The organism is Streptomyces sp. JL2001 (assembly GCF_050917515.1).
In the GTDB taxonomy this organism is placed as follows: domain Bacteria; phylum Actinomycetota; class Actinomycetes; order Streptomycetales; family Streptomycetaceae; genus Streptomyces.
Genome location: NZ_CP169421.1, coordinates 262,529 through 276,392, shown reverse-complemented (window position 1 = coordinate 276,392; position 13,864 = coordinate 262,529). Strand labels below are relative to the sequence as shown.

11 protein-coding genes and 2 pseudogenes are annotated in these 13,864 nt (G+C 70.2%); 8 read left to right on the top strand and 5 right to left on the bottom strand.

Annotation, left to right across the window (positions count from 1 at the left end; all coding sequences use genetic code 11):
- Window positions 1-207: 207 nt before the first annotated feature.
- On the bottom strand, window positions 208-1,482 hold the full coding sequence (locus ACE1OA_RS01245) for an MFS transporter (RefSeq protein WP_432752052.1): 1,275 nt from the start codon (window positions 1,480-1,482) through the stop codon (window positions 208-210).
- 99 nt (window positions 1,483-1,581) lie between these two features.
- Here ACE1OA_RS01245 and ACE1OA_RS01240 point away from each other — a divergent pair.
- Window positions 1,582-2,668 (top strand): annotated as a pseudogene (locus tag ACE1OA_RS01240) (DUF5937 family protein).
- 297 nt (window positions 2,669-2,965) lie between these two features.
- Window positions 2,966-3,391 carry a contact-dependent growth inhibition system immunity protein gene (locus tag ACE1OA_RS01235; protein WP_384867220.1) on the top strand — a complete coding sequence of 142 codons (426 nt, stop codon included), beginning with the start codon at window positions 2,966-2,968 and terminating at the stop codon, window positions 3,389-3,391.
- A gap of 331 nt (window positions 3,392-3,722) precedes the next feature.
- Here the strand turns inward: ACE1OA_RS01235 and ACE1OA_RS01230 are convergent, their stop codons facing one another.
- From ACE1OA_RS01230 to ACE1OA_RS01215, 4 genes are all read right to left on the bottom strand, one after another.
- Window positions 3,723-4,166 carry a hypothetical protein gene (locus ACE1OA_RS01230; protein ID WP_432752051.1) on the bottom strand — a complete coding sequence of 148 codons (444 nt, stop codon included), beginning with the start codon at window positions 4,164-4,166 and terminating at the stop codon, window positions 3,723-3,725.
- A 346-nt stretch (window positions 4,167-4,512) separates the two neighbouring features.
- Window positions 4,513-5,631: a serine hydrolase domain-containing protein gene (locus tag ACE1OA_RS01225; RefSeq protein WP_432754023.1), complete on the bottom strand. Its 1,119-nt coding sequence runs from the start codon at window positions 5,629-5,631 to the stop codon at window positions 4,513-4,515.
- 801 nt (window positions 5,632-6,432) lie between these two features.
- Window positions 6,433-7,701, bottom strand: a complete 1,269-nt coding sequence (locus ACE1OA_RS01220) for a DUF6357 family protein (protein WP_432752050.1) — start codon at window positions 7,699-7,701, stop codon at window positions 6,433-6,435.
- A 97-nt stretch (window positions 7,702-7,798) separates the two neighbouring features.
- Window positions 7,799-8,452: a DUF6357 family protein gene (locus ACE1OA_RS01215; RefSeq protein WP_432752049.1), complete on the bottom strand. Its 654-nt coding sequence runs from the start codon at window positions 8,450-8,452 to the stop codon at window positions 7,799-7,801.
- A 130-nt stretch (window positions 8,453-8,582) separates the two neighbouring features.
- On the opposite strand from ACE1OA_RS01215, the pseudogene ACE1OA_RS01210 reads away from it, so the two are divergent.
- From ACE1OA_RS01210 to ACE1OA_RS01185, 6 genes and pseudogenes are all read left to right on the top strand, one after another.
- A pseudogene (locus tag ACE1OA_RS01210) lies at window positions 8,583-8,957 on the top strand (endonuclease/exonuclease/phosphatase family protein); the annotation flags it as partial.
- Between the two features lie 172 nt (window positions 8,958-9,129).
- Window positions 9,130-11,430 (top strand): nitrate- and nitrite sensing domain-containing protein, encoded by a 2,301-nt coding sequence (locus ACE1OA_RS01205; RefSeq protein WP_432752048.1) that lies wholly within the window; start codon window positions 9,130-9,132, stop codon window positions 11,428-11,430.
- The gene (locus ACE1OA_RS01200) at window positions 11,420-11,953 is read left to right on the top strand and encodes a roadblock/LC7 domain-containing protein (protein ID WP_386540494.1); all 534 of its coding nucleotides are present in this window, start codon (window positions 11,420-11,422) and stop codon (window positions 11,951-11,953) included. The genes ACE1OA_RS01205 and ACE1OA_RS01200 overlap by 11 nt, the downstream gene beginning before the upstream one ends.
- Before the next feature lie 7 nt (window positions 11,954-11,960).
- Window positions 11,961-12,341: a DUF742 domain-containing protein gene (locus ACE1OA_RS01195; RefSeq protein WP_384867214.1), complete on the top strand. Its 381-nt coding sequence runs from the start codon at window positions 11,961-11,963 to the stop codon at window positions 12,339-12,341.
- A 69-nt stretch (window positions 12,342-12,410) separates the two neighbouring features.
- A complete protein-coding gene (locus ACE1OA_RS01190; protein ID WP_432752047.1) occupies window positions 12,411-13,094 on the top strand; it encodes an SDR family NAD(P)-dependent oxidoreductase in 684 nt (227 codons plus the stop codon).
- 178 nt (window positions 13,095-13,272) lie between these two features.
- Entirely contained in the window at window positions 13,273-13,779 is a 507-nt protein-coding gene (locus ACE1OA_RS01185) for an RICIN domain-containing protein (protein ID WP_356609610.1), read from the top strand.
- The last annotated feature ends 85 nt before the right edge of the window (window positions 13,780-13,864 follow it).

The window sequence follows — 13,864 nt, the reverse complement described above, 5'->3', positions numbered from 1 at the left end:
GTCCGGGCCGGCGCGGGTGGCATGTCCTCCTGCCGGCTCTCGTGGACGCTCCTGGATCAGAGGGCCACACGGCCCTTCGGGGGCCGAGCACGAGCTGGGATCCGTACGAGTACCGCCACTCTTCGCTGACCCACCTCGGCGAGCAGGGCGCGTCCCTGTGATGCTGACGGCGAAGTCCCGACGCCAGAAGCCGGAGTACGTCCGCTGCTACTTCGGACCGTCGCCGGAGGCGATCGCGGAGCTCACGAGCCTGCTCGCGCGCGGCGGGATCAACCGCTGAGCCGGGCTTCGATCCTTCTCGGTGGCGACCGCGCCGGCGGAGAGGAGTGTGGCAGCGGAGAGGCTGCCCCAGAGGACGGCCGGGCCGTGGGGTGCGAGAGCGGTGATGACCGCCGGGGAGACGGCGAGGCCGAAGCCTGTGGAGAGCTGGAAGTGCGCCAGGGTGCGTCCCAGGACTTGGGCCGGGGCGAGGGCGGTGACGAGCGCGGTGGCGCTGCCGGCATAGATGATCTCGCCGAGGGTGCAGACCACGGACACCGTGGCGACGGCCGGGGCACCCCAGCCGTGGCCCAGCGAGGTGGCCGCGAGGAAGCCGAGGTAGGACGTGGCGAGCACCACGCCGGCGAGAGCCAGCACGGACCGCCGCGAGAATCGGGACATCAGGACGGTGACCGGAACCTGCAGGGTGACCACGAGCACCGTGTTGGCCACGAAGATGGCTGCCGACCACGCCGGCGACGCGTGCAACTGTGTCACCAGGATCAGAGGGAGCGCGATTTCGGGGACGTTGAGGCAGAAGGCGTAGACCACGTTGGCGGCCAGCAGCGCGCGCATCCGGGGTGCGGGCCCGTCGTCCCCGTCCTCGGCCGGAGTAGCGGCCGGATGTGCACGCATGTGGACGGACCATGTCAAGGCCGCCGCAGCGAGATAGGTGAGCCCGGTGACGGCCGCCAGCGCCTGAAATGCGGTGGCGCCACCCGCCAGGCATGCGGTGGCGAGGAGAGCGCCCGCCCCCATGCCGGCGTTGCGCAGTGCGCGGCCTGCTGCGAGAGCGGTGTCGCGTTCGCGGCCGCGGGCGACGGTGGCCACGAGGGCCGCATGGGCGGCCGGCCACGCCTGGTTGCCGATGCCGAGGAGCAGCGCCGCGGTGGCGAACAGCCAGACGTGCCCCGCAGGGGTGGCCAGCAGCAGCGCCACGCCCAGCACCCGCACCAGCATCGACGCGGCCACGACCGTGCTGCGTGCACCCCGGTCCAGCCATCGGCCCACGGCGGGCATGCACACCAGACCCACGACGACGCCGGCCGTCATGGCGATGCCGGTGGCCGGCGCGGACAGCCTCAGCACCGTCACCCCGTAGAGCAGCAGAAAGGGACGCAGCAGGCCGGTGCCGAGCGCGTCCACGGTCAGGGCGACGGCATAGCGGGGGCCTCCGGAGGCGCGGACGAGGGTGCGGGGGCGGATCTTGGTGGTGGTTGCCATGGCGTCAACGGTGCGTTCGGCCGCCGGGCGGGCGTCGTGGGTTGACGGACATCGTCAATCGACGCCCTCGCCGGCCGTCCGGTCGGTGATGATGACGGGGTGACGTTGAGGATCGACATCAGCGGCCTGCCATCCGAGCGATTGCGGTTCGCGGCCTCCCCGCTGGCCGAGCTGACCGCGATGCTGCACGCGCTGGCCGATCCCGGGCATCATCCGCGACTCGCCGGCTGGGCCGGGGATGTCTGGGCGGGGCTGCGACCGGAGCTGGCCGAGAGGCTGCGGGAGGCAGAATTCCTCTGGCGTTCCTCACGAGCCGACTTCCTGGTCCCGGCCCGACCTCGGCCGACCCTCGCCGAGGAGTTGGACGACGTGGACCGGATCGACGACGAAACGTATGTGAGTTCCGCGCTTGTCACCACGTGCGGCAGCAACCGGGTCCACTTCGCAGCGCCGTCGCCGCTCACCGACACGACTGCGCGCGAGCGGGCCCTGGACCTGGCTCAAGCCCGCGGCGCGCATCAAGAGGCCTTCGCGGAAAGGCTCCTCGCGGACCCGATCGCCGTGCGGGCACGGGTGCGCCACACCCTCGAACAGTGCGCCGACGCCTTCTTCGACGCCGCTTGGAAGAGCGTCGCCGTGGAACTGGCCACCGACCTGCGCCTGAAGAACGACCTGCTGAAGCGCCAGGGCGTCGGGGCGGCACTCGCATCGGTCTCCGGCGCAGTCACCCTGACACCGGACGGCGACTGCATCATCGTGGACAAGCTGCAGGACAGGGCGACCGCCGCCCACGGCAACGGGGTCACCTTCATCCCCAGCGTCTTCGGCCGCCCGCACCTGGTGGTGGTCCACGCGCCCGGGTGGCAGCCGGTGGTGCAGTACCCCGTGGCCGAGCCGAGTACAGCGGAGCCGGTATCGCTGGAGACGGTCACACTACGGCTGGAGGCGCTCGCACATCCGGTACGGCTGCGACTGCTGCGCACCCTGGCCCGTGGTCCGCACACCACCGGCGAGCTGGCCCACGCCTGGGAACTTTCACCCAACGGAGGTTTCCCGCCACCTCGCCGTCCTGCGCCGCGCCGGGCTGCTTTCGGCCCGACGGCGCGGTCGGTACGTCCACTACGCCCTCGACCTGTCCGCGATGACGACGCTGGGCACGAACCTGCTGTCGGCCGTGCTGCGCTGAGTGCGTGCGGTGCTGAGTGGGGCTTGCCGAGCCTGTTCTTCTCTGCTCGTGGTGCCCGTCGGCTGCAGCCGGGAATGGTCTGATGGTTGCGACACCCGGCGCAAGAGCCGTGACCGGAAGGGTGACGACGTCGGCCGTCACGTACCCACCGCCGTGATCGAGGCGAATCCGCCGATCGAACGAGCCTATGCCGACACCGCTCAGCATTGACGTGGCCCGACCAGTGACCTGAGCCTTCGCCAGACCTCTGGTGACCAGAGTCGGAGATTCGCGTCCTGCTCCGGCGACAATGAACCCATGGACCATCTGCTGCACCTCGACCGCACGCTCGACGAGCTGGACCCACCTCGCTGGCCTTCTCCTGGCTCTGACGCGACGCGTTTGGTGCGCAAGGTGCATGAGTTGCGGCGGGTTCCGCTGGGCGAACTCGGTCCGGCGGATCTGCGCACCCTCATATCGCAACAGGTGGCACTGTCGTACGCTCTTCCGCTCGCAGTGCGTCTGCTGCTGGAGGAGCCGCTGCTTGACGCCTATTTCCACGAGGGTGACCTGTTGCTTGCCGCTGTGAACGTCCCGGCTTCGGCCTGGGCCCTGTTCCCAGACCTCGGGACGCAGTTGCGCACCGTGATCATGGCCTTGCCGGAGGCGGCGGTGGCCGGCCTGCCCCGCGGCGCTGCCGAGGAGCTCGTACGCTTCGTCGCCCGGCCTGAATCGCTTCGCTGACCGAAGGCACGGGTCAAGGAACTCGCGAAGGGCTACCGATCCGGACCAGGGATTCGGTGGAGTAGGCGGCGACTCTGTCGAACGACTCTGTCGATGATCAACAACGCCCCGCCACCGCCCGAGGACGGACTGCCATGCGCCGTGGCCCCCTCCCGCAGGCTCAGTCGGTCAGCTTCCCTCGCGGTCTCGATCAGCTGAGCGGTGGCCATGGGGACCGGCTCCGCGAATACCCGCCCGAGGTGTCGGCAGTGCATCATCGGGCGGAACTCCTCCGAGTACGGCTCATCGGCGACCACAAAGAAATGGGGCAGGGTTCACCCCAGCGGACTTGCTACGGCCGACAGCAGCTGCCGTCAGGATGCCGGCCGAAGGCGGCCTGCAGAACGGCGGGGACGTCTGCCTCGGGGACCGTGGCGCGCACCTCCGCCAGGACATGAGCAAAGGCGTCATCATCGATGGCGCCCAGGTGTTCCTGCCGGAGTTGGTAGATGGGCTCGACGAGTTCGGGTCTCAGCCGCATCCAGGCACGGGAGGTGCGGATCTCTTCATCGACCTGGTGCATGAACCAGCGCATGACCTCGTACGGGACGTCCGCGTGCCCTGCGTGCGGATGGAAGCGCACCGTCGGCTCCCGTGCCGGATCCTCGTCGGGGACGATGGCGGTCACGAGATTCCGTTGCCCGGCCACAAGATTCAGTTCCAGATACCAGGCGTCATCGGGCACGGAGTACATCGCGGTGATCGCGTAGTCGCCGCCGGGGTGTCGGAAGGCCATTGCCGCATGCTGTCACGATGGGCTGAAAAGGCGCCTTCTTTGAATTGTGCGATCCGACGTCCCTCTGGCAGCGGCCAAGTAGTCAGTCATGGCGTTCCTCGCCTCCATACGCGCCAGCCCGCGGGCGCATCTGGTTCCGCCAGGGATCATCCCCACCAGCGGTCTCCGGTCAGGCAGGCGCACCGGCCCTTCGTCAGACCCCCAGGTCGCCCGGAAGGTGATCAACCACGACCGAGATCCACTGCCGCACCAGACCCTGGCCCCGCCCGGACCGCCGGTACGGACACCGGTGGTCCGGGCAGGGACGTTCGAAGGTCTAGGCCTCAGCGGCGCCGGTCCACCGGCATCAGTGCCGCTCGGGCAGGTCCCGCTCCGCCGGCAGGTCCGTCGCCGAGTCCGGCGCCGTGAAGGCCCGGGCCGTGGGCGAGGCGGCGGCCGGCTTCTTGCCGCAGAACGCGGCTTCCAGGGTCCCGCCGAGCGCCGTGTTCGCCGACCCGTGGTTGGAGGTGTTCGCGAGGGCCGACAGACTGCGCCGGCCGTCGCGCGTCGAGAAGGCGTACGTGTAGAAGCCCTGCACGGTTCCGGTGTGGCCGAACACCTGGGTCCCGCAGGACAGGTCGTAGCGGCGCAGTCCCAGCCCGTAGAACCGGGTGTTGGTGGTGTCGGTCGGGGTGACCGTGGTCATGGCGTCCAGCATCGCCGGGGACAGCAGCCGGCCGCGCATCAGCGCGCTCGTGAAGGTGTTCAGGTCGGCCGGCGTGGAGATGACGGCGCCCGCCGACTGCGCCCAGGACACCGTCTGCTCCGTGGAGTCCACGAGCGGCGCCCCCGCCTCGTCGGGGTGCAGATAGCCGTGCGCGTGCAGCCCCTTGATGCGCGTGTCGGGGTGGACGTACGAGGTCCCGCGCAGCTTCAGCGGCTTGAAGATGCGGCGCTCGTACGCGTCCGCCACCGGCCGGTCCGTGAGCTTCTCGATCAGCATGCCGACCACGACGAAGTTGGTGTTGGAGTACTTGTACGCGACGCCGGGCTCCGTGGTGCGCGGTTCGGCCAGGGACAGGTCCACGAGCTCCTGGAAGGAGAACACGCGGTTCCGCACGGCCTCGAAGCCCGGCACCGTCTTCTCGAACATGGCGTCCGTGTAGTCGGCCAACCCGCTGCGGTGGGTCAGCAGATGACGGACCGTGATGCGGTCGTCGGGCAGCAGTCCCGGCAGATAGCGGTTGACCGGCGCGTCCAGTTCCAGGCGGCCCTCCTGCACCAGCTGGAGGAGGACGACGCTCGAGAACGTCTTGCTGACGCTGCCGATCCGGAAGCGCCCGTGGATGTCCATGGGGGCCTGTGCCTCGCGGTCCCGGACGCCGACGGTCCGGCTGCGGACGCCGTCAGGGCCGGAGTACCGGGCCATCGCGCCCGGAGCCCCGTTCGCCATGGCGGCGTTCAGCGCGGCGACCACACCCTCCATGTCGGGCGCCGGGGCTGCGGATGCGGCGGGCGTGGTCGTGGTGGTGACGGGGGCCGGTGCGGCGGTGGCGGTGGCGGCGGGGGCGAGACCCCCGGCGAGCGCGGCGATGACGGTGGCGCCCACGGCCAGGCGTCGGTGCGGCGAACGGAGCACGTAATTCCTCTACTTCTTCCTCGACGGGGTCGACCCGGGCGGCCCGGGCGACTCGTTCACCGATCATGAGTGCCGGAAAGCTGGAAAGGTTCCTGCCTCGGGCGGCGTGTTCCGGCCCCATCCGTGGGACCGCCGCGCGGAGACGGGATCTGGCCGGTTTCGATGGGCCGTCGAGGACGCTCGCAGCGACCGCCGTCGCCCGGGTCGGAGTCCGGTTTCGGGGCTTGGCCGCGGAGGACCGGCGGCTGCGGGCCGAGCTCACGCGCAGCCATCTGCTCGACTCCCACGATCAGGCGACCGATGGACGCGACCTTGACGAGCTCACCCCGCCGTTCACCGCCGCCACCGCGGTCCGCTTCGAGGCCGCCTCGATCAGACCGGCACTGAACCGAGACCGTGCGGCAGTTGCCCGGCGCCCTCGGCGGTCGGCCCGCTCTGCACGCCGCGTAGCTGCAGCAACCGTTCCGCAGCGCTGCCGATGAGTCTGCGATCCGCGCCCGCTGCCCGGGCGGAACCACCGCCCGCCATATCGTCCCCGGCTCCGGCGCCGGCTTGTCCTTCCCGAGGGCCCCAGCGTGGGGGAGTGGGGTCGACCGATCAGGTTGGGGAGGAGACCGATTTTCCTGGGGCACGCGTTGTCGAAGGACATCAGGGTCCGGACGTCGCTCGCCGCCTACGCGCGCGCTCGAACTCGGCGACATCCGACATCCAGGGACCGTGCGGTTCGAGCGCGCTGCAGCCGCCGCGGACGAAGGCGTTCACCAGGTTCCGATAGTCGCTGAGCCCGTCGACCAGGCTGTACTCGACCCGGTACTCCGGATCCGACCTGCCCTTCCCCTCCCTCACGGTCGTGATGCGGGCGATGGAGTCCGCGTAGAAGTGGAGCTGGATCCCCTCACCCATCTCCTCGTCCTCGATGGTGAACACTTCGTTGTCCGCGGCGGAGCGGTCGCCGACGAACTCCCAGAACTCCACGGAAGCGCTGCGACGGCCGTTCCTCAGCCACTTCTTCTCGGCGCCCTTGTCGTCGGTGAACGTCAGGGCCGTCCTACTCGCACCCCCACCGAGGCCGGCGCGGTCGTCGGCATCCTCCGCGTCATCTTCCACGGGTGTGCTCCTGGAGCGGTCCGAAGTCTCCGAGCACATCAGGAAGCTCACCGTTCGCACCGCGTCATCGACGAGTCCGGGGTGTGCACGGCGGACGGCCGAGTCGACCGTCGTCGCCACCAGATTCCAGTCGCGCTTGTCCGCGGCGCGTCTTCCCCGTCGCGGATCGATGTCGATCCGCATCCCGGCACACGCCTGCTCCGCGGTCGCGATCACCCTCATGACCTCGGGCAGCAACGCGGCGTCGACGGCATCGGGCATCCGCCTGGGAACCGTCGCGCCGTGCGCGTACTGGCCCGTGTACCGCAGAATCGCAGCGTCGAGCGGGCCGAGGACTGCGCCGCGCTGGGCGCGACGGCGGTCCGCGTGATGCTCCTGGGCACGCTTTTCGTTCGGTGTCTCCGTCGCCGCGCGCATCGCCGCGCAGACCTGTCCGCGCTTGAGCAGATCGATGTCGGCGCCGTGGGCAACGAGCCGGCTCCTGTCCCACAGGATGCGCCGGAAGAGCGCGTCGACCTTCTCGGGCGAGGAGAGCAGAACCGGGTCCAGGAGGGCGGCGGCAGCGTCCTCGTCGAGCCGGCCCGCAGTTCCGGCGGCGTCGCACAGCGGAAGGACCGCACTCCACAGCAGCAGGTGTCTGGGCAGATCCTCCCGGATCACCGCGAGATGGGCTTCCTTGATGGGGAACGTGAACGTGCGAGGCTCGTGGTTGGCGTCGGCCCCGGCGCCGAGCATCAGCTTCAGCCGGCCGTCCACGCTGATCACCGTTGGAATCCATCCGCTGCTGCGGGTGAACACGATGTCTCTCATGAACTCAGGGCCTCTCCGCAACGGCGCCGGCTGGACGTGGCCGCCACGTGCGCGGGGCGACCACCACGGTGATGTCGCGACCCCACCCCGCACCTGTTCACGACCACCGTGCGCATTCGGCGGCAAGGCGTGCGTCGGTACGCACCCAGACTTCGCCGCCGGCGACCTCGGCCGGGGCACTGACTCGTTCGATCCCGAGGAACTCGATCAGCGCGAGCAGTTCGGCTCGTTCGGCTCGGTCGTCGTCTACATCGTGCGAGTCGAAGAAGACGTAGTACTGGTCGCTCGGGTCCACGATGCCCGAATCTGCCCAGATCCGAGCGACCTCTTCGATCGCGGCTGCTTCCGTGGTGAACGTGGCGGCGCGGGCAGTGCCTCGAGTCTCCGGTGACGCGTCGAGGTCAGCGAGGTCGGAGAACCACTGGCCGAAGCGGTCGAGGCCGGCATATCCGTTCTCGAAGAACAGCATCGCGCTCGGAAGGTAGCGATTGGCCCGGTCGACCCGGAGGTATTCCGATCGAGGCCGGTCCGCGCCCTTGACCCGGGCGATCACACCCTGGCCGGGCATGAGTACCAGACTCTGCCCCGCCGGCTCGTCACCGATGGTGTAGGTACCGGAATTCCGATCCCGGAAGAACGCCGAGAACGCCACGTACGCTTCCTGAGGGTCGCCCACGGAGACCTGTTGGTCGTTGCCGTCACCGACCGCGAAGACGAACTGCTTGGGTCCGGAGTCGTAAGGGCGGGCCATGGTTGTCCTTCGTTCATGTATTACCTCCAACAGCGTATGGGATGTCCGGTCGATCATGGCCGTCGTATCCGAGGACTGCCCGGGCGAGCCGGCCCCCGGGAGCGATATGCGGCGGGTCGCCGACTCCGGCGACGGGTCCGTTCCGGTCGTCCTGGTCGGGGACTTCAACGCGCCCTCGCACCTGGACTGGCGGACGTCGCCTGGCCGGTGACGAAGGCCGCCGAGGAGGGCGGGCCTGCGCGACTCCTACCGCGAGGCCCACCCCGACCCGGTACGGGACCCCGGACACACCTGGTCGCCCGTCCACACCGAGCACGAGGACGGCAGCGGGCGTCCGGAACCGCAGGACCGGATCGACTTCGTCCTGCACCGGGGCCTGACCGTTCTCGACTCCCGCACCCTCGTCAGCGGAACCCCGCGTGCCTGGCCCGACGCCGCGGGCAACGACTGGCCCTCCGACCACGCGGCGGTCATCACCGTCTTCGCCGTGTCTCGCGGAGACTGACGTGACGGGCCGGGAGGCGGGCCGTGGGCATTGAACGGTGAGTCAGTACGGACCATTGCGGTCCGGGCACACGATCCACTAGTTTGAGCCGCCTCGCTACCTGCGGGTAACAGTCATGGGGCACCACACGTCCACCCGGCCACCCGATTCGTCCTGTCGTCCTGGGGAGACCATGCGCTGGCCCTTCGGCCGTCCGACCACGGTCCGTACGCGGATCGTGGCCCTCGCGCTCGCTCCGGTGATCGCCCTCATGACGCTGTGGAGTTTCGCCATGGTGTCCGTCACCGGCGAACTGCGCGCACTCGTCCGTCTCCAGGACGTGTACAACACCTTCGGCACGCCGGTCGACACGGCGATCGGCCAGATCCAGATCGAGCGGCGCCTCGCGGCCGCGTACCTGGGCGAGGAGCACGGAACGGCGGCTGCCATCGACCTGCTGGCGCAGGAGCGCCGCACCGACCGCGCCGTCACCGCGATGCGCACCGCGATCCGGTACGGGGACCGCGACCTGCTCTCCGGTCGCCAACGGCAGGTACTCGACATCGTGCTCGACTCGGTCGACGGGCTGGAGGGGCTGCGTGGACGGGTGCTGTCCCACGCCGTGTCCTGGGACGGGGCCGTGGCCGAGTACAGCGCCCTGGTGGAACCCGGTTTCGATGTACCGTCCGCCCTCACGGCACTTCAGGCGGGACAGCTGGCCCGCGAGGCACAGGTCGTCGTCGAGCTGGTGCGGGTGCGGGAGTTCGTGTCCCGCGAGGACGCGCTCGTCGCCGGGGCACGGGCCGCCGGAACGCTCACCGACCGCCAGTACGACACCCTCACCGCGACGATCGAGGACCGCCGGGTCTTCGAGCGGACCTATGTGCCCGACCTGCCGGCCGACTCGCGCGCCCTCTTCGAGGAGTTCCAGCGCGGAGACCTCCACCGGGAGCTGACCCGGGGTGAGGACGCCCTGCTGCGGGCGGGTGCGAAGGGTGCGGGCGATGCCGTCGCGGCTGGTACCTGGCGCACCACCACGGACCGCGCCGTCAAGCAGTACATGCTGCTGTGCACCCGGTCGGCGATCAACTCCGCCGAGCGCGGGCGGGAGTTCGCCTACCGTGAGATGGCCAAGGCCGCAATCGTCGGTGTGCTGGGACTGGCCGCCGTAGGACTGTCCTTGTGGTTCGCGGTGCGCGGGGCACGGCGCATCTCGCGCCGCCTCGAGTCGCTGCGGGACGCCGTCGATCTACTGACCAACCGTCAGCTCCCGCACGTCATGGAACGGTTGAGCGCCGGCGAGGAGATCGACGCCGCCGCCGAGGCGCCGCCCCTGGCAGATGCGGAGGCGGTGGTCGACGAGATCGGCCAGGTCGGCCGGTCCTTCAACACCGCCCGGCTCGCGGCCGTCGAGGCCGCCGTCAAACAGGCCACCCTGCGCCGAGGGCTGTTCGCGGTGCTCCTGAACATCGCCCGCCGCAACCAGGCGCTCGTGCACCGACAGCTCAAACTGGTCGACACGCTGGAGCGGCGCACCGACGATCCGGACGTCCTGGACGACCTGTTCCGGATCGATCACCTGACCACCCGCATGCGGCGGCACGCGGAGAGCCTGATCATCCTCTCCGGCTCGGCCCCGGGCCGCCGTTGGCGGCGGCCCGTGCCCGTCGCCGAGGTGGTGTCCTCCGCGGTGAGCGAGATCGAGCAGTACGCGCGGGTCGTGGTCCCCCCGATGCCGGAGGTGGGCGTCGCGGCCGATGCCGTCGCCGACGTCGTCCACCTGATCGCCGAACTCGTTGAGAACGCCACGGTGTTCTCACCTCCCCACACCCAGGTCACCCTGCGTACCGGGCGGGCGGGGAGCGGGTTCGTCCTCGAGATCGACGACCGGGGCCTCGGTCTCGCGCCGGAACAGATCGAGGAGGCCCACGAGACCATCACGAGGCCGGACGACTTCGACCCGGCCCGGCACGACCGGCTCGGGCTGTACGTGGTGGGGCGACTCGCCGCACGGCACGGCATCAGGGTCACGCTGTGCCGTTCACCGTACGGCGGCACGACGGCGGTGGTGCTGCTGCCGGAGGCGGTTCTCGCGGCGGTGGAACCCACGGGTTTGGCCCTCGAGGCGGAGCCGGACCCGCGGGGGCTGCCCTCGCGGGCGCGCACCGCGGTTCTGCAGGAGCGGCGGACGGCGCAGCGCGAGCAGGACGTCGGCCTGGTGCGGCAGGACGCTCCGGTCCCCGCCGCGCCCGTGCTGCCCACCCGGGTTCGCCAGACCTCCCTCGCACCCGAACTGCGTACCGCGGGACCGGAGGCCGACGGGCCACCGGAACGCGAGGTCACACCGGAGGAGATGCGCGCGGTCTTCGGAGCCTTCCAGCGCGGCCTCGACCGTGGCCGCAAGGGCCTGCCCACGCACCCGGGCACCAGGCAGTCCGGCCCCGCGCAGCGAACCGACACCGAGGAAGGGACCGACGTCGACCATGCGCCCTGACCAGTTCCCAGAGCACCCTGCCCAGACCCGCGAGGCCCGGATCCGCGAGGCCCGGATCCCCGAGACCGAGAACCTGGGGCCGACGGGCGGCGCCTCCGAGTCCGGGGACGGTACCGACCGGCCCGGTACCGACCTCGGCTGGCTGCTCGACGACCTCGTGGCCAGAACCGACCATGTCCGTCAGGCCGTGCTCCTCACCGTCGACGGTCTCCCGCTGAGCTGCTCGGACGGCATGCGCCGGATGGATATCGAACACCTCGCCGCCGTCTGCGCCGGCTTCCACAGCCTCGCCCGCTCGGCGGGCGAACGCTTCGCCGCGGGCGGGGTGCGCCAGACCATGGTGATGCTCGACGACGCCTACCTCTTCATCACCCCGGCGGGCGACGGAAGCAGGCTGGCCGTGCTCAGCGAGGTGCAGACGGACGTCGGACAACTCGCCCACGAGATGGAACTGCTCGTCCGCCGCGTCGGACACCACATGGCCGCCTCCGTACGTTCGGCGGCCGACCCCGCGGGCTCCTGATCCGCCTGTGACCGACGATCACTGGTACGAGGACGAGACCGGGCCGATGGTGCGGCCCTACACCGTCACCGGGGGCCGGACCCGGCCCTCGGACGGGTACGTCATCGATCTCATGTCGCAGGTCACGGCCCTGGAGGCGGGCACCGGGCTGCCCGGTGTCGATCATGCCCCGGCCGCCCTGCTCGACCTGGCGCGCCGCGGACCGCGGCCGGTCGTCGAGCTCGCCGCGGACGTCGACCTGCCGCTGACCGTCGTACGCGTGCTGCTCGGTGACCTGGCCGAGGCCGGTCTGGTGCGCATCGACGAGCCGCGCCGTCCGCCGGACGGCGGTCCGGCGGCCGACCCGGAACTGCTGCGCGAGATCGTGGAGCGGCTGCGCGAGCTGTGAGCGCCGGGCGGGGCCGGACGCGGGGCCAGAAGACCCGGCGCTTCCGGGCCCTTCCACGACCACGCCGTCGTGGGCAACACCTACTTCGCCGCCCCCGTTCCCGGCGTACCGCTGCGGCTACAGATCGTTCGTGGCGACGAAGCCACCGACACCCGATGCGCGGTGGCGCGGGCCGTGGAGGACGTCAGCGAGGGAACCGCGCGCCGCCTCATGGAGATCAACACCTTCGCCGCCGTGCGGATCGCACGACTGGTGCTGCCGACGATGCGCCGCTGCGGGCAGGGCAGGATCGTCAACCTCTCCTCGGCAGCGGGGCGCTCAGTGCTGCCGCTCGGCGGATGGTACGGCGCGAGCAGAGCGGCGTCCGCCGACCTGACCCACGCGCTGCGGATGGAACTGACCGGCTCCGGGGTACGAGTCGTGCTGATTGAGCACGGCTTCCACGCTACGGGTCCGCTGGACGACGCGGTCCGTTCCCTCACGCCGCCCAGCGGCATCTCGACCAGGTTCACGGACTGTTACCGAGACGCCGCCGCGGCACTGAGCGATTCGACGAAATTCAGCGGTCCCGAACACGCCGCCGCCACCGTGCAGAAAGCCCTGACCGCCCGCCGGCCCAGAGCCCGCGACACCGTGGGGATGGACGCACGCGTGGCCGCGCCTCTGATCGCCTCTGTGCCGTATGCGATCAGGGACCCGGTCAAGCGCTTGTGGTGGGCATCTCGGGGCCGCAGGTCATGTCGCGCTTCGTGAGTTCCCTGGGCGCTTTTTCCCATCGCTCGAAGGAAAAGACCCGCCCATGCCATCCGTATATGATCATCACACCGCGCAGGGAGCTGCTTGCGACCTGCGCTTTTCTGACTTCTCTGGGGGAACATTGAAGATCAACCTGACGTCACGCAAGGCACGGAGACTCGTTGCCGGCCTCTCGATGGCCGCAGCCCTGACGGCCGCTCAGCTGGGATTCGCGGGCAGTGCCTCGGCCGCCGGCCTCAGCGTGTGGTTCCGCAACGTCAAGACCGGACAGTGCCTCGACGCTGCGGGGACCGCTCCCGGCTCGTGGGTGATCCAGTACCGCTGTCACGAGGGTGCGAACCAGAACTGGTACTGGAGCAGCAACGCCAACGGTACGAAGGTCCTGAAGAACAGGGCGAGCGACCTGTGCCTGTCCATCGACGGTGCGAACGGCGGCTACGGCACACCGCTCGTCATGTGGTACTGCGACAACAACTGGTCGCAGGACTGGGACTTCTACCCCACGGGAACCGCTCCCTCTGGTGAGGGAATGGTCTACATCTTCAACCCTCACGCCGAGGCACCCGAGAACAAGGTTCGCGTCGTCGACGCGCCCGGGGGAACCACCCAGCAGGGCGCCCGCATGGTCACCTGGCAGGAGAACGGCGGATACAACCAGATGTGGACCGACCACTACCGGTAAACCCGGGGGCCACTGACCGGCTGCCGGCAGCCAGGCCATCACGGTCGGCCCCACAGGCCCCTTCGATCCGGCCGCTGCCGCGGTC